The organism is Agrobacterium tumefaciens (genome assembly GCF_005221385.1).
Classification (GTDB): Bacteria; Pseudomonadota; Alphaproteobacteria; order Rhizobiales; family Rhizobiaceae; genus Agrobacterium; species Agrobacterium tomkonis.
Window position 1 is genome coordinate 2,795,001 of sequence record NZ_CP039903.1, and the last position, 19,993, is coordinate 2,814,993.

Consider the following 19,993-nt stretch of genomic DNA (forward strand, 5'->3'; position numbering starts at 1 on the left):
CGGAAATAGCTGGTTCTCCGCGAAATCTATTTAGGTAGAGCGTCGACCGAATACCCTCGGGGGTAGAGCACTGGATGGGCTATGGGGACTCACCGTCTTACTGATCCTAACCAAACTCCGAATACCGAGGAGTACTAGTCGGCAGACACACGGCGGGTGCTAACGTCCGTCGTGAAAAGGGCAACAACCCTGACCTCCAGCTAAGGTCCCCAAGTCATGGCTAAGTGGGAAAGGATGTGAGGATCCCAAAACAACCAGGATGTTGGCTTAGAAGCAGCCATCATTTAAAGAAAGCGTAACAGCTCACTGGTCTAAATAAGGGTCTTTGCGCCGAAAATGTAACGGGGCTAAAGCCATGCACCGAAGCTGAGGATATGCCGTAAGGCATGTGGTAGCGGAGCGTTCCGTAAGTCTGTGAAGGCGGACCCGTGAGGGCTGCTGGAGATATCGGAAGTGCGAATGTTGACATGAGTAACGATAAAGGGAGTGAGAGACTCCCTCGCCGAAAGACCAAGGGTTCCTGCTTAAAGTTAATCTGAGCAGGGTTAGCCGGCCCCTAAGACGAGGCGGACACGCGTAGTCGATGGGAACCACGTTAATATTCGTGGGCCTGGTGGTAGTGACGGATCTCGTGTGTTGTACATTCTTATTGGATTGAATGTGCGGCGAAGAGGTTCCAGGAAATAGCTCCACCGTATAGACCGTACCCGAAACCGACACAGGTGGTCAGGTAGAGTATACCAAGGCGCTTGAGAGAACTATGTTGAAGGAACTCGGCAAATTGCACGCGTAACTTCGGAAGAAGCGTGACCCCATTTTAGGCAACTATGATGGGGTGGCACAGACCAGGGGGTAGCGACTGTTTATCAAAAACACAGGGCTCTGCGAAGTAGCAATACGACGTATAGGGTCTGACGCCTGCCCGGTGCTGGAAGGTTAAAGGGAGGGGTGCAAGCTCTGAACTGAAGCCCCAGTAAACGGCGGCCGTAACTATAACGGTCCTAAGGTAGCGAAATTCCTTGTCGGGTAAGTTCCGACCTGCACGAATGGCGTAACGACTTCCCCGCTGTCTCCAACATAGACTCAGTGAAATTGAATTCCCCGTGAAGATGCGGGGTTCCTGCGGTCAGACGGAAAGACCCCGTGCACCTTTACTATAGCTTTACACTGGCATTCGCCAAGGCATGTGTAGGATAGGTGGTAGGCTTTGAAGCAGGGACGCCAGTTCTTGTGGAGCCATCCTTGAAATACCACCCTTATCTTCGTGGATGTCTAACCGCGGTCCGTTATCCGGATCCGGGACAGTGTATGGTGGGTAGTTTGACTGGGGCGGTCGCCTCCGAAAGAGTAACGGAGGCGCGCGATGGTGGGCTCAGACCGGTCGGAAATCGGTCGTCGAGTGCAATGGCATAAGCCCGCCTGACTGCGAGACTGACAAGTCGAGCAGAGACGAAAGTCGGTCATAGTGATCCGGTGGTCCCGTGTGGAAGGGCCATCGCTCAACGGATAAAAGGTACGCCGGGGATAACAGGCTGATGACCCCCAAGAGTCCATATCGACGGGGTTGTTTGGCACCTCGATGTCGACTCATCGCATCCTGGGGCTGGAGCAGGTCCCAAGGGTATGGCTGTTCGCCATTTAAAGCGGTACGTGAGTTGGGTTCAGAACGTCGTGAGACAGTTCGGTCCCTATCTGCCGTGGGTGTAGGAATATTGACAGGATCTGTCCCTAGTACGAGAGGACCGGGATGGACGTATCTCTGGTGGATCTGTTGTCCTGCCAAGGGCATAGCAGAGTAGCTATATACGGAATGGATAACCGCTGAAGGCATCTAAGCGGGAAACCAACCTGAAAACGAGTGTTCCCTATCAGAGCCGTGGAAGACGACCACGTTGATAGGACGGGTGTGGAAGCATGGCAACATGTGAAGCTTACCGTTACTAATAGCTCGATCGACTTCTTCGTTCCCATTGTTCATGTTCATCAAACAAAGTTCGATGACATCATTCTTCTGTCCTGACGCCCGAAGGGCTCCGGACGGGCCGCGCCAAAAGGCGCGACGGACTAGCGTCCTGTATGGCTGCCACGCTCGATCTCGAGCAAGGCAGGCAAACGGACCAGTCACGGAAAGACGTGTAATTAAGATAAAAAGTGGCAATGCCACCCAGCTTCTCGAAACAACACTCATGTGAAAACATGATCAATGTTGCGTTTTGCCGACCTGGTGGTTATCGCGGGGCGGCTGCACCCGTTCCCATTCCGAACACGGCCGTGAAACGCCCCAGCGCCAATGGTACTCCGTCTCAAGACGCGGGAGAGTAGGTCGCTGCCAGGTCTGCAAAACGCAACATCAAATCTTCTCAAATCAAACTTCGGCCCAGCCGATACAAGAGGGCCGCTAATAGCGGCCTTTTGTCGTTCCGGGACTTAAAACATAAGGCAAACGCCTCGTGCGTCCCTTACAGGAAACAAATCGCCTTCGGCAATTTGCTCCGGCAGTAGGCATCACAGCTTCCCTGTGATGCAGTCGCGATAAATCCCATAGGGATTTACACTGGTAACGCGGGGTGGAGCAGCCCGGTAGCTCGTCAGGCTCATAACCTGAAGGCCGCAGGTTCAAATCCTGCCCCCGCAACCAAAATCTTCAAGACTTATCAAACGAATAAGCCCTCCTCATCGGAGGGCTTTTGCGTTCTAAGCCCTCAAATGCCTATGCATCATCTGAGTCGTAATCTGTCTCTCTTTCTGTGGCCGATTCAGCCTTTCGAGATTGCGATAAATCCGGATTTGGCCATGATGCGCAAATCATCCAACGAAGAAGAAAGCCGCCGTGACCGCCGACCCGTTGCAGATACTCAAGACCGTTTACGGCTATGACACGTTCCGCGGACGCCAGGGCGATATCATCCAGCATGTCATGGCGGGAAACAATGCCTTCGTCCTCATGCCGACGGGCGGAGGAAAGTCGCTTTGTTACCAGATCCCGGCGCTTGCCCGTAGCGGCATGGGGCTGATCGTTTCACCGCTGATCGCATTGATGGTGGACCAGGTCGCGGCACTTCGTCAGGCGGGTGTGCGGGCCGAGGCCCTGAATTCCGATCTTTCTCTGGAAGAGCGTCGAACGCTCTGGCGGGAGATGCGGGCCGGCAATGTCGACATTCTTTATGCCGCGCCGGAAACCCTTCTCAAGCCGGATGTGCTGGACGCGCTTCAATCCATTGACCTGTCACTGATCGCGGTTGATGAAGCTCATTGCCTGTCGCAATGGGGGCATGATTTCCGACCGCCTTACCGTCAGCTCGATATGCTGATCGAGCGTTTTCCCGATACTCCACGCATGGCGCTGACGGCGACCGCCGACGAGCCTACCCGTACCGAAATTCTCGGTCATCTCGCGATTGATGAGGATGACGCGTTCATTGCCGGATTCGACCGCCCCAACATCCGCTATGCGATCATGGAAAAGGACAATCCCCGCGCCCAGCTGAAACGCTTTCTCAAGGGCCGGGAGAATGAGAGCGGCATCGTTTATTGCCTGTCGAAACGCAAGGTCGATGAGACGGCGGCGTGGTTGCGGGAAGAGGGGCGAGACGCGCTGCCCTATCACGCGGGTATGGACAAGACCGCCCGCGAGGCAAACCAGACCCGTTTTCAGCACGGTGAGGCGGTGATTATCGTCGCCACCGTCGCTTTCGGCATGGGCATCGACAAGCCGGATGTGCGCTTCGTGGTTCATATCGATCTGCCGGGCAGCATCGAGGCCTATTATCAGGAGACCGGCCGTGCCGGTCGTGATGGTCTGCCGTCAGACGTGCTTATGCTTTACGGTTATGAAGACATCGCCTTGCGCAACCGCTTCATTGAAGAATCGGATGTCGCGGACCAGCGCAAATATATGGAGCGCCAGAAGCTTGATTCCCTGCTCGGTCTTGCGGAAACAGCGGGCTGCCGCCGTCAGGTCCTGCTCTCCTACTTCGGTGATCGATGCGAGCCGTGCGGTAACTGCGATACCTGTGCGGAGCCGCCGGACCTGTTTGACGGCGCGATAGCCGCGCAAAAGCTGCTCTCCTGCATTTACCGCACCGGGGAACGTTTCGGCCAGGCCTATGTCATTCGCGTTTTGCTCGGCGTCGAGGACGAGCGTATTTCCCGTTTCGGGCACGATCAGATCACCACTTACGGGATCGGCAAAGAGCATGACAATCGCTCCTGGCGCGCCATTTTGCGGCAGCTGGTTGCACTGCGCCTGATCGAAGTGGATCTGTCCGGACATGGCGGATTGTCGATTTCCGAAGAAGGGAGGCGGTTCCTGCGCGAAAAGCCAGCCCTGATGCTGAGAATACCATCCGCGCCCCGTTCGGCCCGGCAGCAGACGCCGCGGAATGCCGCATCGACAGCTTTGCCGGAGGCAGATCGTAGTCTCTTCGAGGTGCTGCGTGCAAAGCGTATGGAAATTGCCCGTGCGCAGAACGTCCCGCCTTATGTGATTTTTCACGATAAGACCCTGATCGAACTGGCTGCTGCGAAACCGGCCTCGGCGAGGGAGATGGCGCAGATCCCCGGCGTCGGAGACACCAAGCTGGAGCGCTACGGCCCCGCCTTTCTTGAGGCGATCATGCAGCACGCAACTGGCGCGTGACTGACAGATAAATTCGGCGAAGAGCAGCTTGGGGATAGTAAGGTAAAGCGTAAAGGCTCAGCCTGTCGTATCCTTAAAGAGAACGTTCTGATCGATGAGATAGCGGGAAAACAAGGGCAGACTTGCCCCCCCGATCGCCCGGGCCTGGCTGCCGACCGCGCCTTCGATGATCTCCGGCAGTGTGACGCCCTGAAGATCATGATGCTTGAGGGCAAGCCGGGTGGCGGAGACTATTCTCGCCCTGACCCAGTCGGGAAAACCACCATCGATGATGACGCTGGAAAAATCGATGATGGAGGCTGCCGCGATAACAGCTTGCGCGAGCGCCGCGGCAGTTTTATTGATCCAGCTTTCCAGCGGTTCGCCGAAATCGATCCATTCGTCGGGTGAGAACCACAGGGGACGCGGATCGATACCCTTTTCACGTAGCATGTTCTCGAGAACGAATATCGACGCGATTTTCAGAAGCTGAACCGTGTTGCCATCCTGCCCCTGCACCGGCAGGGGGCCGATCGCGCCGGCGGTACCTGTTTTTCCAGAGAACAGCGCCGAATTCAAAACGACTCCGCCACCGATGAAGGAACCGATGAAGATATAGAGAAAATCGGGGTAGTTCTGGCCGGCGCCAAAAACCAGTTCTGCACCGCAGGCACTGGTCGCGTCATTCTGCAGAAAGACGGGGTAGCTGACGCTTTCGGCAATTTCGGAGCGGATATCAACATCCCGCCACCGTTCCATTTCGGCTTGCGGCGCGCCCACTTCCTGGGCCCAGTTCCACAGCTCGAATGGGGCGGCGATACCAACTCCGGTGATTTTTTGCCGTTCCGCCGGTGACAATTTCGATTCGATCTCCGTGATCCCTTCGATCACGAACGGCAATATCCACTCCGGCAGAGGGTAAGGGTAAGTTTTGCGGAGCTTGAGTTTTATCCGGCCGACAAAATCCATCAGCACGAGATCGACGCTGCGCCGGCCGATCTTCACGCCAAAAGAAAAGACGGCGTCGGGATTGAGGCGCATCGGCGTCGATGGTTGCCCGACTTTTCCGCGCAACCTTTCGCCACGAATGAGAAGGCCGTCTTTCTCCAGCGAGCGCATGATGACCGAGACAGTTTGCGCCGAAAGGCCGCAAAGCCTGGATATTTCGGCTTTCGACAATCCGCCATGGCGGCGCACGAGCGACAGCACCAGCCGCTCATTATAAGCGCGCACCCCGATCTGGTTGGCGCCGCCGCTCATATCCATAATGGTGGGCGGCGCAGGCGGCGCCGTCTCGACAGATTGTCTCATAATGTCATCCTCCCGCCCGCTATATCCGTCATGACCGATACCTGCAGGCTTTATGGCAATCTTGCTATCGCAACGTAAACAACGGCGGCGATATTCCTCCCTGCCGCATATTAGAATGCCATACGGAATTAATAATTCAATCGGATTTATTTATTGACAGGCGTTTCCTTTGGTGGTTCCATCTGTGCCAACGGTCGCTGTTCTCGGAGGAGACGAGATCGTCGAGTAACCGTCACGGTGCTTAAATATCCATTGGGAGGATTAAATGAAGACCACTGTTTCCGCTCTTCTGGGCGCGCTTGCGCTTGGCGTTTCTTTCGCTTCCGTCGCGTCCGCGGCCGATACTTCGGTTTGCCTCATTACCAAAACCGACACCAATCCCTTCTTCGTCAAGATGAAGGAAGGCGCGACCGCCAAGGCCAAAGAACTTGGCGTGACGCTGAAATCCTATGCCGGCAAGATCGACGGCGATTCCGAAAGCCAGGTGGCAGCCATCGAGACCTGCATCGCCGATGGCGCCAAGGGTATCCTGATCACCGCATCTGACACCAAGGGCATCGTTCCGGCCGTGCAGAAGGCGCGTGACGCAGGCCTTCTGGTGATCGCTCTCGACACGCCTCTGGAGCCCGTCGATGCCGCCGATTCCACCTTTGCCACCGACAATCTTCTGGCTGGTGAGCTGATCGGCAAATGGGCCGCCGGCACCCTTGGTGATAAGGCCAAGGACGCAAAAATCGCCTTCCTCAACCTCACCCCCTCCCAGCCGACGGTGGATGTGCTGCGTAACCAGGGCTTCATGAAGGGCTTTGGCATCGACGTTAAGGACATCAACAAGATCGGTGATGAAAACGATCCGCGTATCGTTGGTCACGATGTTACCAATGGTAACGAAGAAGGCGGCCGCTCGGCGATGGAAAATCTGCTGCAGAAGGACCCGACCATCAATGTCGTCCACACCATCAACGAACCTGCGGCAGCCGGTGCCTATGAGGCGCTGAAAGCGGTCGGCCGTGAAAAGGATGTACTGATCGTTTCCGTCGATGGCGGTTGCCCGGGCGTCAAGAACGTCGCGGAAGGCGTGATCGGTGCGACCTCGCAGCAATATCCGCTGCTGATGGCGGCGCTCGGCGTGGAAGCCGTCAAGAAGTTTGCCGACACCGGTGAAAAGCCGAAGCCGACCGAAGGCAAGAACTTCGTCGATACCGGCGTGACGCTGGTAACCGACAAGCCGGTCAAGGGTCTCGACTCGATCGATACGAAGGAAGGTCTCAACAAGTGCTGGGGCTGATGCCTCGCCGTTGAAATCCGCGGGGGCATTCGTGCCCCCGCCCTTGGACGAGAATGATTCAGGCACGATCCGGGGGATCGGACAAAGGAACAAACGAGCGGGTCGCGCGTCCTGCGGGGATGGCATAGGCCGCTTCACAACACTTTGAAATCTACGCATCATTCTCTTTTGAGATAGACCCCGGTGTCAGGGCTGGTGCGATAGAGCGATCGGGAGGAAAATCCATGAGCGATCAGCCGGTGCGGGCTCAGCCGCATAATGAATTTGAAAAAGTGCTTTCGGGAAGTTCGACGCAGGTCGCCGCTTTCGATACGCACGACAAGAGTGTTCTGGAAACACTACAGCACTTTCTCCACTCCAGCCCGGCGGCCGTTCCGCTTATCGTTCTGGTGCTGTCGCTGATTGTTTTCGGCCTGCTCCTCGGCGGCAAGTTTTTCTCGGCCTTCACGCTGACCCTTATTTTGCAGCAGGTCGCCATCGTCGGTATTGTCGGCGCGGCGCAGTCGCTGGTCATCCTGACGGCGGGGATCGATCTGTCGGTTGGCGCGATCATGGTTCTGTCCTCCGTCATCATGGGACAGTTCACCTTCCGTTACGGCTTGCCGGCGGAACTCTCCATTCTCTGTGGCCTTGCCGTCGGCGCATTTTGCGGCTTCATCAACGGTATACTGGTCTCGCGCATGCGCCTGCCGCCCTTCATCGTCACGCTCGGCATGTGGCAGATCGTACTGGCGACCAACTTCCTCTATTCCGCAAACGAGACGATCCGAGCCCAGGATATCGCCCAGCAGGCGCCGATCCTGCAATTCTTCGGCGCCAATATCCGTGTCGGCAGCGCGGTCTTCACCTATGGCGTCATCGCCATGGTTCTGCTTGTCGCCCTGCTCTGGTATGTGCTCAACCGCACCGCCTGGGGCCGCCATCTTTATGCTGTGGGTGACGATCCGGATGCTGCCGAACTTGCCGGCGTCAACGTCAAGCGTATGTTGACCACCGTTTATACCCTGTCCGGCCTCATCTGCGCCTTCGCCGGCTGGGCCTTGATCGGCCGCATCGGCTCGGTTTCGCCGACCGCCGGTCAATTCGCCAATATCGAATCCATTACCGCAGTGGTCATTGGCGGCCTGTCGCTGTTCGGCGGGCGCGGCTCCATCATGGGTATGATCTTCGGTGCCCTGATCGTCGGCGTCTTTTCGCTCGGCCTGAGGCTCATCGGGACAGACCCGCAATGGACCTATCTGTTGATCGGCGTTCTCATCATCATGGCTGTCGCAATCGACCAGTGGATCAGAAAGGTAGCAGGCTGATGGCAAAAGAACCCATTCTCACAGCACGCAATCTCGTCAAACGCTACGGCCGGGTAACCGCCCTCGACCATGCCGATTTTGATCTCTATCCGGGCGAAATCCTCGCTGTCATCGGTGACAATGGCGCCGGCAAATCCTCTCTCATCAAGGCGATTTCCGGTGCGGTGACGCCCGATGAGGGAGAGATCAGGCTGGAAGGCCAGCCCGTGCAGTTCCGCTCGCCCATCGAGGCGCGCAAGGCCGGCATCGAGACGGTCTATCAGAACCTCGCGCTCTCACCGGCACTTTCCATAGCTGACAATATGTTCCTCGGCCGGGAAATCCGCAAAGCCGGCATTCAGGGCAGTCTTTTCCGCGCGCTGGACCGCCCGGCCATGGAAAAATTCGCCCGCGAGAAACTCTCGGAACTCGGCCTGATGACGATCCAGAACATCAATCAGGCGGTGGAAACCCTCTCCGGCGGCCAGCGGCAGGGTGTAGCGGTGGCGCGTGCGGCGGCCTTCGGCTCCAAGGTCGTCATACTCGACGAACCGACGGCGGCGCTTGGTGTCAAGGAAAGCCGGCGCGTTCTGGAGCTTATTCTGGACGTGCGCTCGCGCGGGTTGCCGATCGTTCTCATCTCGCACAACATGCCGCATGTTTTCGAGGTTGCGGATCGCATCCATATCCACCGGCTCGGCAAGCGCCTGTGCGTCATCAATCCGAAGGACTACTCCATGTCCGACGCCGTCGCCTTCATGACCGGCGCCAAGGAAGCGCCGAAGGAAACGCTTGCCGCATGACGCTGAAGCTTGAAACGATCGCCGAGGATGTTCTTCGGCGGGCAGAGGGCAAATCCCGTTTTATCATCGCTATTGCCGGTCCCCCTGGGGCCGGCAAATCCACGCTGGCGGATGCCCTTTGTGACGCTTTGCTCGCACGGGGCGAAACGGCCGCCGTCCTGCCGATGGATGGCTTCCATATGGACAATGGCATACTTGAAGAGCGAGGGCTGCTGTCGCGCAAGGGCGCGCCCGAAACCTTTGACGTGCGTGGTTTTCTCGATATCGTCTTTGCCGTTCGCAAGGGCGGGCAGGAGGTGCTTGTTCCGGTTTTCGACCGCTCCCGCGAAATCGCCATTGCTTCCGCCCGCGCCATCGCGCCTGAGACCCACTTCATCCTGGCTGAAGGCAATTATCTGCTGCTCAACGAGGCGCCTTGGACAGCGCTTTCCGATAACTTCGACCTCACCATTTTCGTTGGACCGTCCGTCGCGGTGCTTGAAGAGAGGCTGCGCAACAGATGGCAGGGCTATGGTCTTGATGCAGCTGCGGTCCACGCCAAGCTGTTTGAAAACGATCTTCCCAACGGCAAAAGGGTGATCGAGAACACCCGCCCCGCCGATATTCACATCGATATCTGGGAATAGATTAACGCTTTCCCGTCCTGTGGCGGCAAGGCGCACTTGTCGTTAAGCCTTTGTTGACCATGTGTTGAATCTTTTTGATCCACAGGGTGGGGCTTTCCTGTGTCTATTCATTGACGTGAAAATTTCCTCATATACTATATGTGGTGTTCGAGGTTCTTCCGATTCGCAAGGATTGGGAGCTAAGACGGGAATTCGGTGCGTAACGCCATTATGGCGAAGCAAGGCCGAAACTGCCCCCGCAACTGTAAGCGGCGAGCATCGTTCCGATTTGGGTCACTGGGGTCAAAAGCCCCGGGAAGGCCGGAACAGATGTTGTGACCCGCAAGTCAGGAGACCTGCCTTGAGCGCAAACGTCCACGGGCGGGGTGTCCGGAAGGAAGGTATGGCGCAAATGAATTGCGTTCGCCCTTTTCTGCCCCCTCCAGAACAAGCTTCGGGGTGAAGTCATGCCAGTGCATTTTTTTAAGTTCCTGCGCTCATCGGCGTAGAGAGTGATCTTACGCGGCCCGGAACATTTTCAGGGACACCGGTTTCCGTCCGGAAATGCGACAAACCCTCTAAGCCGTGCGCCTCACCTGAATGACAGATCCATCCACCCGATTGCGACCGCAATCGGCAATGTTGAGCCGTGTGTAATGCGGCTTCGAAAGGGAAATTATGACCGTCACCGTTTACAGCAAGCCCGCCTGCGTCCAATGCACCGCCACCTATCGCGCGCTGGACCGCATCGGTGTCCCCTATGAGATAGTCGATATTTCTGAAGATGCGGATGCGCTCGATCACGTTCGCGGCCTCGGTTACATGCAGGTTCCCGTGGTCGTCGCCGGCGAACGCCATTGGGCGGGTTTCCGGCCGGATATGATCGGCGCGATCAGCTGAGGCGGCAGCGTGATGGGGCTGATCGTTTATTATTCCAGCCGCTCTGAAAACACGCATCGTTTCCTTCTGAAGCTCGAGCGGCGCTTGTTTCGCCTGCCGCTCGGTGCTGAGGATGACGTGCCTCAGGTGTCGGAGCCCTATGTGCTCGTTACCCCCACCTATGGCGGCGGCGGTATGAAAGGGGCAGTGCCGAAGCCGGTCATCCGGTTTTTGAACGAGCCCTCCAACCGAAATCTCATTCGCGGTGTCATCGCGGCGGGCAACACGAATTTTGGCGCAGCTTTCGCATCCGCCGGAGATATCGTCTCGCGCAAATGCGCAGTGCCGTTTCTCTATCGCTTCGAGCTTCTCGGCACGGAGGAAGATGTCGCCAACGTCAAACATGGATTGGAACGATTTTGGACACGCTAACCTCGAGCGCGCTGCGCAAGGACGCCAAACAGCCGGCAGCCACAACTCAGAAACCGCTCGAAGCGGCTCTGGACTATCATGCGCTGAACGCGATGCTGAACCTTTACGACGAGAACGGGAAAATCCAGCTCGACAAGGATCGCCTGGCCGCCCGGCAATATTTCCTTCAGCACGTCAACCAGAACACCGTCTTTTTTCATAACCTCAGGGAAAAGCTCGATTATCTCGTGACGGAGGGCTATTACGAGCAGGAGGTGCTGGACCAGTACTCCTTCAATTTCGTTCGAGATCTCTATGACGAGGCCTATGCCCGGAAATTCCGTTTTCCGACCTTTCTCGGTGCCTTCAAATATTACACCTCTTATACGCTGAAGACCTTCGACGGAAAACGCTATCTGGAGCGTTACGAGGACCGCGTCTGCATGGTGGCGCTGGCTCTGGCGCGCGGCGATGAGCAGCTTGCCCGCGACCTGATGGACGAGATCATTTCCGGCCGCTTCCAGCCGGCAACCCCGACATTCCTCAACGCCGGCAAAAAGAGCCGTGGTGAACTGGTCTCATGTTTTCTGCTGCGTGTGGAAGACAATATGGAAAGCATTGGCCGCTCCATCAATTCGGCGCTGCAGCTTTCGAAGCGCGGCGGCGGCGTGGCGCTGTCCCTGACCAATATTCGCGAATTCGGAGCGCCGATCAAGCAGATCGAAAACCAGTCTTCCGGCGTCATTCCTGTCATGAAGCTATTGGAAGACAGCTTTTCCTACGCCAACCAGCTCGGTGCGCGTCAGGGTGCCGGCGCAGTCTATCTGCATGCCCACCACCCTGACATCATGCGCTTCCTCGATACCAAGCGCGAAAACGCCGACGAAAAAATCCGCATCAAGACCCTGTCGCTCGGGGTGGTTATCCCTGACATCACCTTCGAACTCGCCCGCAACAACGAGGATATGTACCTGTTCTCGCCCTATGACGTGGAGCGGGTATATGGCGTGCCGTTGACCGAGATTTCTGTCAGCGAAAAATATCACGAGATGGTCGCCGATAGCCGCATCCGCAAGAAGAAGATCAAGGCGCGCGAATTCTTCCAGGTGATCGCCGAGATCCAGTTCGAAAGCGGTTACCCATACATCATGTTTGAGGATACGGTGAACCGCGCCAATCCGGTCGCCGGCCGTATCAGCATGAGCAATCTCTGCTCGGAAATCCTGCAGGTCAGCGAGGCAAGCGAATTTAATGCAGATTTGTCCTACAGCCATATGGGCAAGGATATTTCCTGCAATCTCGGCTCGCTGAACATCGCCTCGGCGATGGATTCGGCCGATTTCGGCAAGACGATCGAGACCTCCATCCGGGCGCTGACGGCAGTGTCGGACATGAGCCACATTTCCTCCGTTCCTTCGGTGGAAAAGGGCAATGATGCGAGCCACGCCATCGGGCTTGGCCAGATGAACCTGCACGGTTATCTGGCGCGCGAACGCATCTTCTATGGTTCTGAAGAAGGCGTCGATTTCACCAATATCTATTTCTACACCGTGACCTATCACGCCATCCGCGCCAGCAACCGTCTTGCCGTGGAACGGGGCCAGAGCTTCAAGGGCTTTGAGAATTCCAAATATGCCTCGGGCGACTATTTCGACAAATATACCGACCGGGAATGGTTGCCCGCGACGGAAAAGGTCCGTGAGCTGTTCGAAAAAGCCGGCATTGCCATTCCAACGCAGGAAGACTGGCAGGCGTTGAAGCAGGACGTGATGGCATCGGGCCTCTATAACCAGAACCTTCAGGCCGTACCGCCAACCGGTTCGATCTCCTATATCAACCACTCCACCTCTTCCATTCATCCGATCGTCTCGAAGATCGAAATCCGTAAAGAGGGCAAGATCGGCCGCGTTTATTACCCGGCTTCCTATCTCTCGAACGACAATCTCGAATATTATCAGGATGCCTATGAAATCGGCCCGGAAAAGATCATCGATACCTATGCTGCCGCCACCCAGCATGTCGACCAGGGCCTGTCGTTGACGCTGTTCTTCCGCGATACGGCGACCACGCGCGATATCAACCGCGCGCAGATCTACGCTTGGAAGAAGGGCATCAAGACCATCTATTACATCCGTTTGCGCCAGATGGCGCTGGAAGGCACGCAGGTTCAGGGCTGCGTTTCCTGCACGCTCTGAATTGAGGGACAAGACAATGAACATCGCCGTAAAACCCGCGTCCCGCATCCGCGCGGTCAACTGGAACCGCATTGAGGACGACAAGGACCTCGAAGTCTGGAACCGTTTGACCTCGAATTTCTGGCTGCCGGAAAAGGTGCCGCTTTCCAACGACATCCCCTCCTGGGGAACGCTGAAGCCGGAAGAACAGAAACTGACGATCCGTGTCTTCACTGGCCTGACCTTGCTCGACACCATCCAGAACGGTGTCGGCGCCGTGCGCCTGATGGAGGATTCGGCAACGCCGCATGAGGAGGCGGTGCTTTCCAACATCTCCTTCATGGAGGCCGTGCACGCCCGCTCCTATTCCTCGATCTTTTCGACGCTTTGCCTCACGCCTGACGTTGACGACGCCTATCGCTGGTCGGAAGAAAACGAGTTCCTGCAGCGCAAATCCGCGCTCATCATGCGTGAATATGACAGCGGCGATCCGCTGAAGAAGAAGATCGCCAGCGTGTTTCTGGAAAGCTTCCTGTTCTATTCCGGCTTCTACCTGCCGATGTTCTGGTCAAGCCGCGCCAAGCTCACCAATACGGCGGATCTTATCCGTCTGATCATCCGCGACGAGGCCGTGCATGGCTATTATATCGGCTATAAGTTCCAGCGGGCGCTGGAGCGTCTGGACGAGGCGAAAAAACAGGAAATCAAGGATTTCGCCTTCGATCTCCTGCTCGAACTTTACGATAACGAGGCGAAATATACCGAAGACCTCTATGACGGCGTCGGCCTGACGGAGGACGTCAAACAGTTCCTGCATTACAATGCCAACAAGGCCCTGATGAATCTGGGTTATGAGGCGCTGTTTCCGGCCGAGGCCTGCCGGGTCAATCCGGCGATCCTCTCAGCGCTTTCTCCGAATGCTGATGAAAACCACGACTTCTTCTCGGGTTCCGGCTCATCCTATGTCATCGGTAAGGCTGTTGCCACTGAAGATGAAGACTGGGATTTCTGAAACCAGAGGCCGGGAAGAACCCGCAGAAACTACTGCGGGTTCACCACCTGGCTCGCAAGGCGGAAGGGGCTGGATACGGTCGCGCCGATCGCATCGAAAACGAAGGCACCCGCACTGTTGATGTCGCCGCCGCGTCTGCTTGATTCCAGCTGCGGCACCATCGAGGCCAGAGCGGCATAGCGGTCATGGTTGAGCGGATCGGAAGCCTCGAGTTTGGAAATGTCGATGAACTGCACGCCCTCCTTCAGGGCAGCTTCCTGTACCTGCGGGTCGGTCACGTCAAGTGCTCCGATACGAGTGACATCGGCGCCCAAAATGGAAGATGCTTTCAGGGCGCGGTCGTCCTTGGAAACGAGAACGGTGAGCGGCGGGTTGAGCCGGCCGACCACCTCTATCTGTTTGCGAAACACATCGGCATCGATATCAGGTGCTGCCAGCACCACCTGCAGCTTGGCGATCACGTCGTTCCTGCCCTGCAAGCGCAACTGCCGCAGCGCTTCCATGACCAGCCAGCCACCCATGCTGTGGCCAAACACGACAACGTTTTTTCGCGGTGTCTGTCGGGTAAGGTCGATCAGAACACCAGCCAGCGCATCGCGCGAAAAGGTCGCCGATTCCTTGTCGGCCACATAACCGGTGACGTTGGCCTGCGACGGCCAGGAGAACACCAGCGGCACGCCATCCATCTTGGCATCGGCAGCCATCTGCGTCGCGCGGAACAGCGCTTCCTGATAGCTGTAATTGTAACCATGCACAAAAAGCGCGATCTGCTTGCCGGACCGGGCGACGTCGCCAAGATCGGCATTGAAGCGCGGCTTCGTCAGCATATCGGCCCGGGTGACGACAAAATCCTTGTTCGGATCCGGCTTGCCGTTGGCCCACTCGATTTTTCCGCTTTTATGAGTGGGAGGAATGGAAATGTCGAAGCTTGCGTAATTCGGCTGCATCGCCCGCTCCGTGCCAAAACCCTTTTTCGCGTCGGTGTTTTTCTCCCGTGTGCTCACCACATAGGCCGTCACGATTTTCGTGCCATGGGCCTTGGTGTTTATGGCCTGCAGCACGTCCGCCCCCGGCCTGCCTGCACAGGATGAAAGAAGACCGAGAGTGAGAAACAGCGAAAAGATCAGGCGCATGAATGGGCTACCGATGATAAGGAATGGCTCATAAATAACCGGCCGTCCAAAAAGTTGCTACTGGAGAATGAATTGCCTTGCTGTGACGGTCTTTAATGCGGATGGGCATTCCCCTTCTTGCCATCCGGCCATGTTCGTTTTAGGCCGTACAGATGACGAACAAGGTGTCGCTTTTACGGCTGAAACTCACGGACTTCCGCAACTATGCGGCGGCGGCGCTCACGCTTGATGATCGCCATGTTGTGCTGACAGGCGATAATGGCTCCGGTAAGACCAATCTGCTGGAGGCCGTCTCGTTTCTTTCACCCGGCAGGGGCCTTCGCCGGGCCACCCTGTCCGATGTTACCCGCGTCGGAGCGGAGGCCACCGGTTTCTCGATCTTTGCCGATGTCGAAGGCATGGATGGCGAAGTTGCCATCGGCACCGGGATTGAAGGTGATGGCGAAGTGGTGTCGCGTCGCCTGCGGCTGAACGGCACGTCGGTAAAATCCGTCGACGAACTGACCGATCATTTGCGCGTGTTGTGGCTGACGCCGGCCATGGACGGCCTCTTCACCGGCTCGTCATCGGATCGCCGGCGTTTTCTCGACCGGCTGGTGCTGTCGCTTGACCCCGCGCATGGCAGGCGGGCAAGCGATTTCGAAAAGGCCATGCGCGGCCGTAACCGGCTGCTTTCGGAAGGCCGTTTCGATCCTGTCTGGCTGGATGGTATCGAAAAGCAGATGGCGGAACTCGGCATTTCCATGGCGGTTGCCCGTTATGAAATGCTTGGCCTTTTGAAGACCCTGATCGAAGGGCGGGCCGGCAACGCTGCTTTCCCCTCGGCGGCGCTTTCGCTTTCCGGTTTCATGGATGACGGGCTTAATCGCCCGGCGGTCGATCTGGAAGATGAATATAGGCTTATGTTGCGCGATGGCCGGTATCGGGACGCGGCTGCAGGCCGCACGCTGGATGGCCCGCACCGCGTTGATCTCTTCGTGCGCCACGCGGAAAAGAACATGGAAGCGGAACGCTGTTCAACCGGAGAGCAGAAGGCGTTGCTGGTCGGGCTGGTGCTTGCACATGCGCAGCTGACCGCCAATATGACTGGCCATGCGCCCATTCTGCTCTTGGACGAAATCGCCGCTCATCTGGATGAGGGCAGACGGGCCGCTTTGTTCGATCTCATTCACGCACTCGGCGGTCAGAGTTTCATGACCGGAACGGATGCGGCCATGTTTTCCGCCCTTGGCGAGCGGGCGCAGTTCTTCAATGTTTCCCACGGGAGCGTCACGGGATGACGATAGAGAGATGGAGGGCGAGATGGAACCGCTGAGCCCGGAAGAAATCGAACGCTACAAGCGCCACATCCTGCTGCCGGAAATCGGCGGTGCAGGCCAGCAGCGGTTGAAGGCGGCGCGCGTGCTGGTCATTGGCGCGGGCGGTCTCGGCGCGCCCGTCCTTCATTATCTTGCCGCCGCCGGTGTCGGCACGCTCGGTATGATCGATGACGATGTGGTTTCCCTGTCCAACCTCCAGCGGCAGGTGATCCACGATAGCGGCACCATCGGTGAGCTGAAAACGCAAAGTGCCCGCAAGGCCATCGCCCGGCTCAATCCACATGTCCGCACGCTGGTTTATGAGGAGCGCTTTTCGCAGGTCTGGGCGCATGACCATCTGCCCTCCTTCGATCTGCTGATCGATGGTTCGGATAATTTCGATACGCGTTATGCCGCCGCCGATGCAGCGGAAGCGGCGAAGAGACCGTTGGTCACCGGCGCCGTCGGCCGTTTCGATGGCTCGGTTACCGTCTTGAAACCCTATGCGATCAACGCAGAAGGCACTCTGTTGCCGGGTTATCGTGATCTGTTTCCCGAGCCGCCGCCGCAGGGTCTCATTCCCAATTGTGCGGAAACCGGCATCGTCGGCGCGCTGACCGGGGTTATCGGCACCCTCATGGCCATGGAGGCGATCAAGGTGATCACCGGTGCCGGTGAGCCGCTGATCGGTCGCCTGCTGCTTTATGATGCGCTGTCGGCCCGTTTCGAAACCGTGCGTTACAAACGCCGGCCGGCCGGAAAGAAACCATGATCCGGATCGCAAGGGTTGGGGAGGAATTCGATCGCTGGCAGGACTTGCTGGCGCTCATCATGGCGTCCTTCGCCTATATGGATGGTGTCATCGATCCGCCATCCTCGGCCCATCGCCTGACACTCGAAAATCTTGCCGAAAAGGCGAGGGCGGAGATTGCGTTCGTGGCGCTTGATGGTGATGAGCTGCTGGGCTGCCTGTTTTGCCGGCCGGAGCCGCCGGCCTGTCTTTATGTCGGCAAGCTGTGCGTTTCCCCGAAAGCGCAGGGAAAGGGCATCGGCAGGATGCTGCTTGAAAGAGCCGAAACAGTGGCCGGCGAATTGGCGCTGCCGGCACTACGCTTGGAAACACGCATCGAACTTGGCGCCAATCACGCCAAATTCGCCGCCTGGGGTTTCGTCAGGACCGCTGAAAATGCCCATGCCGGTTATGATCGCACGACCTCGATTGAAATGACGAAATTCCTCGGTTGAGGCCGTCCAGCCTTTGCGGCAAAGCCGGCATTGCGAACCGGCCTATCGCAGAAGGCCGGATTGCAGCATTTGCGAGATAAAGACCGCGGAAACGCGGTCGATGCCCGTCTCGGGCTGAACGTCGCCTGATCCGACCCGCCAGACGCGCTTGTCCGCTCCGCTGACGAGCTGGATTTCCGTCGTGATCTTATGCGTCACCGGTGCTGCCATCGCGGCTTCCGCCATCTGTTTCATAAGGTCCGCAGACGGCATGCGGCCACCGTCGCCGAGGTCATCCGGCTTTGCGCCAGCTTTCAGCTTTCTGAAGGCTGGCTCGGCATCTGCAACGACGCAGTTCATCTTAATCCGCGCCAGGAACGCACGTGTGGGCAATTGCGCTCCGATGCGTGCTGGTTCAGCCAGGCAGCGCGCGCGCTTCGTGCTTGCCACCCACAGCTTTGCAAACTGGTTCTGCTGTTCGCTTGTGGTCCCCTTTGGCGCGTTGGAACCCTTGTATTTAAGCTGCCAGGCGACCGGATCTGTAACCAGTTCCATATCGACGTAACGCGGGCCGCTATCCGGAGAACCCCATTCTTTATCCAGTCGAACCATGCTGCCGCGATCAAAATTCAGCCAGGCACGATAATAGAGTTCCGCTGTCTCTTCGGGCGAGAGTGAAGCGGCCCGGACGGGGCTGCTGCCCAGAACAAGCAAGGTGGACATGAGCAGCAAAAACTTCACCGGAGTTCCCATTGACCTTCCCCCACGCGATAATCAGACGATGACTTCTTTAGCTGACTTAACTACGCCCCGGCAGCACCCGGTTCGGCGGACGGTGTCCATCGAACAGCGTGCGGATGTTGATGATGACCTTGTCGCCCATTTCGATGCGGCCTTCGATCGTCGCAGATCCCATATGCGGAAGCAGAACGACCTTGCCTTCCTTGGCGAGCTTGATGAGCTTGGGGTTCACCGCAGGCTCATTCTCATAGACATCGAGACCGGCGCCGGCGATTTTTCCTTCGCGCAGGCACTGGATCATCGCGGCCTCATCGATGATATCGCCGCGCGCAGTATTGACGATGTAGCTGGTTGGCTGCATCAGCGCCAGCCGCCGCGCCGAGATCAGGTGGTAGGTCGCGGGCGTCGAGGGGCAATTGACGGAGACAATATCCACCCGTGCCAGCATCTGGTCGAGGCTGTCCCAATAGGTTGCCTCAAGCTCCGCCTCCGTCGCGGGGTTGACGCGTTTGCGGTTGTGATAATGAATGGAAAGGCCGAACGCCTTGGCGCGCCGCGCAACCGCAGTTCCGATGCGGCCCATGCCGACAATACCGATGCGCTTGCCGGAAATGCGCCGCCCCAGCATCCAGGTCGGCGACCAGCCAAGCCACTCATCCGAGCCATTGGCAAGCACGCGCGTGCCTTCGATCATGCGGCGCGGCACGGCCAGCACCAGCGCCATGGTGATATCGGCGCTGTCTTCGGTCAGCACATTCGGTGTATTGGTAACGGTAATGCCCTTTCGGGCTGCGGCGTCCACATCCACATGGTCGATGCCATTGGAGAAGCTGGCGATCAACTTCAGTTGCGGCCCCGCCTGTTCGATCATCGCGGCGGTGATGCGGTCGGTCACGGTCGGCACCAGCACGTCCACCCGCTGCATGGCGGCGACAAGCTCCGCCTCGCTGCGCGGCGTATCGTCGATATTCAGTTCGGCATCGAAGAGTTCGCGCATTCTGGTCTCGACGACGTCAGGCAATTTGCGGGTGATATAGACTGTCGGTCTCTTCTTGTGGGTCATCGTTTGCCGCTGCCTTGTTCAGAAGTCATTAACCAGAAAGAGCGATAATTTCTTTCAATCAGGGCGTTTCTACCAGACCCGCCGGCGAAGACAAACAAAACTCGCCGAGGCTCGAGGCATGTGGAAACGAGCCTCCTCGAATATCAT

16 protein-coding genes, 1 tRNA gene, 2 rRNA genes and 1 riboswitch (1 of these 20 running past the window's edge) are annotated in these 19,993 nt (G+C 57.5%); of the genes, 15 read left to right on the forward strand and 4 right to left on the reverse strand.

The genetic code is table 11. The features are described 5' to 3' along the window. The 4 genes from CFBP6623_RS13920 to recQ form a co-directional block, all read left to right on the forward strand. Window positions 1-1,965, forward strand: a 23S ribosomal RNA gene (locus CFBP6623_RS13920) (it extends 921 nt beyond the left edge of the window). A gap of 255 nt (window positions 1,966-2,220) precedes the next feature. Beyond that, window positions 2,221-2,335 (forward strand): 5S ribosomal RNA (gene rrf / locus CFBP6623_RS13925). A 226-nt stretch (window positions 2,336-2,561) separates the two neighbouring features. Further along, window positions 2,562-2,638, forward strand: a tRNA-Met gene (locus tag CFBP6623_RS13930). 192 nt (window positions 2,639-2,830) lie between these two features. Beyond that, window positions 2,831-4,639: a DNA helicase RecQ gene (gene recQ / locus CFBP6623_RS13935; protein ID WP_046799091.1), complete on the forward strand. Its 1,809-nt coding sequence runs from the start codon at window positions 2,831-2,833 to the stop codon at window positions 4,637-4,639. A 57-nt stretch (window positions 4,640-4,696) separates the two neighbouring features. Here recQ and CFBP6623_RS13940 read toward each other — a convergent pair whose 3' ends face one another. Further along, window positions 4,697-5,929: an ROK family transcriptional regulator gene (locus tag CFBP6623_RS13940; protein ID WP_046799092.1), complete on the reverse strand. Its 1,233-nt coding sequence runs from the start codon at window positions 5,927-5,929 to the stop codon at window positions 4,697-4,699. Window positions 5,930-6,194: 265 nt separating this feature from the next. On the opposite strand from CFBP6623_RS13940, the gene CFBP6623_RS13945 reads away from it, so the two are divergent. The 8 genes from CFBP6623_RS13945 (at window position 6,195) to nrdF (ending at window position 14,387) form a co-directional block, all read left to right on the forward strand. Beyond that, complete coding sequence (locus CFBP6623_RS13945; protein WP_046799093.1) at window positions 6,195-7,217, forward strand: sugar ABC transporter substrate-binding protein; 1,023 nt, start codon at window positions 6,195-6,197, stop codon at window positions 7,215-7,217. Between the two features lie 224 nt (window positions 7,218-7,441). Next, window positions 7,442-8,524 (forward strand): ABC transporter permease, encoded by a 1,083-nt coding sequence (locus CFBP6623_RS13950; protein WP_080842430.1) that lies wholly within the window; start codon window positions 7,442-7,444, stop codon window positions 8,522-8,524. Beyond that, window positions 8,524-9,306, forward strand: coding sequence for an ATP-binding cassette domain-containing protein (locus tag CFBP6623_RS13955; RefSeq protein WP_046799094.1), 783 nt, complete (start codon window positions 8,524-8,526; stop codon window positions 9,304-9,306). The genes CFBP6623_RS13950 and CFBP6623_RS13955 overlap by 1 nt, the downstream gene beginning before the upstream one ends. Then, a complete protein-coding gene (locus CFBP6623_RS13960) occupies window positions 9,303-9,932 on the forward strand; it encodes a nucleoside triphosphate hydrolase (protein ID WP_046799095.1) in 630 nt (209 codons plus the stop codon). The genes CFBP6623_RS13955 and CFBP6623_RS13960 overlap by 4 nt, the downstream gene beginning before the upstream one ends. A 133-nt stretch (window positions 9,933-10,065) precedes the next feature. Beyond that, window positions 10,066-10,289: riboswitch (cobalamin riboswitch) on the forward strand. Window positions 10,290-10,589: 300 nt separating this feature from the next. Continuing rightward, window positions 10,590-10,811, forward strand: a complete 222-nt coding sequence (gene nrdH, locus CFBP6623_RS13965; protein ID WP_046799096.1) for a glutaredoxin-like protein NrdH — start codon at window positions 10,590-10,592, stop codon at window positions 10,809-10,811. 12 nt (window positions 10,812-10,823) lie between these two features. Beyond that, complete coding sequence (nrdI, locus tag CFBP6623_RS13970) at window positions 10,824-11,222, forward strand: class Ib ribonucleoside-diphosphate reductase assembly flavoprotein NrdI (RefSeq protein WP_046799097.1); 399 nt, start codon at window positions 10,824-10,826, stop codon at window positions 11,220-11,222. After that, complete coding sequence (nrdE, locus tag CFBP6623_RS13975; protein WP_080842428.1) at window positions 11,210-13,396, forward strand: class 1b ribonucleoside-diphosphate reductase subunit alpha; 2,187 nt, start codon at window positions 11,210-11,212, stop codon at window positions 13,394-13,396. Before nrdI ends, nrdE begins: the two co-directional genes overlap by 13 nt. A 16-nt stretch (window positions 13,397-13,412) precedes the next feature. Continuing rightward, entirely contained in the window at window positions 13,413-14,387 is a 975-nt protein-coding gene (gene nrdF / locus CFBP6623_RS13980) for a class 1b ribonucleoside-diphosphate reductase subunit beta (protein WP_046799098.1), read from the forward strand. A 29-nt stretch (window positions 14,388-14,416) separates the two neighbouring features. Here the strand turns inward: nrdF and CFBP6623_RS13985 are convergent, their stop codons facing one another. Next, window positions 14,417-15,520, reverse strand: coding sequence for an alpha/beta hydrolase (locus CFBP6623_RS13985; protein WP_046799099.1), 1,104 nt, complete (start codon window positions 15,518-15,520; stop codon window positions 14,417-14,419). A 152-nt stretch (window positions 15,521-15,672) separates the two neighbouring features. On the opposite strand from CFBP6623_RS13985, the gene recF reads away from it, so the two are divergent. Genes recF through CFBP6623_RS14000 form a run of 3 tightly spaced genes read left to right on the forward strand, consistent with a single transcriptional unit; the run spans window position 15,673 to window position 18,063 of the window. Continuing rightward, window positions 15,673-16,800 (forward strand): DNA replication/repair protein RecF, encoded by a 1,128-nt coding sequence (recF, locus tag CFBP6623_RS13990; protein ID WP_046799100.1) that lies wholly within the window; start codon window positions 15,673-15,675, stop codon window positions 16,798-16,800. A gap of 22 nt (window positions 16,801-16,822) precedes the next feature. After that, window positions 16,823-17,590 carry a molybdopterin-synthase adenylyltransferase MoeB gene (locus CFBP6623_RS13995; RefSeq protein WP_046799417.1) on the forward strand — a complete coding sequence of 256 codons (768 nt, stop codon included), beginning with the start codon at window positions 16,823-16,825 and terminating at the stop codon, window positions 17,588-17,590. Further along, window positions 17,587-18,063, forward strand: a complete 477-nt coding sequence (locus tag CFBP6623_RS14000) for a GNAT family N-acetyltransferase (protein WP_046799101.1) — start codon at window positions 17,587-17,589, stop codon at window positions 18,061-18,063. Before CFBP6623_RS13995 ends, CFBP6623_RS14000 begins: the two co-directional genes overlap by 4 nt. 42 nt (window positions 18,064-18,105) lie before the next feature. On the opposite strand, the gene CFBP6623_RS14005 is transcribed toward CFBP6623_RS14000, so the two are convergent. Together CFBP6623_RS14005 and CFBP6623_RS14010 are read right to left on the reverse strand one after the other, a co-directional pair. Next, window positions 18,106-18,765, reverse strand: coding sequence for a hypothetical protein (locus CFBP6623_RS14005; RefSeq protein ID WP_232370428.1), 660 nt, complete (start codon window positions 18,763-18,765; stop codon window positions 18,106-18,108). 76 nt (window positions 18,766-18,841) lie between these two features. Next, complete coding sequence (locus CFBP6623_RS14010; protein ID WP_046799103.1) at window positions 18,842-19,846, reverse strand: 2-hydroxyacid dehydrogenase; 1,005 nt, start codon at window positions 19,844-19,846, stop codon at window positions 18,842-18,844. Window positions 19,847-19,993 lie beyond the last annotated feature (147 nt).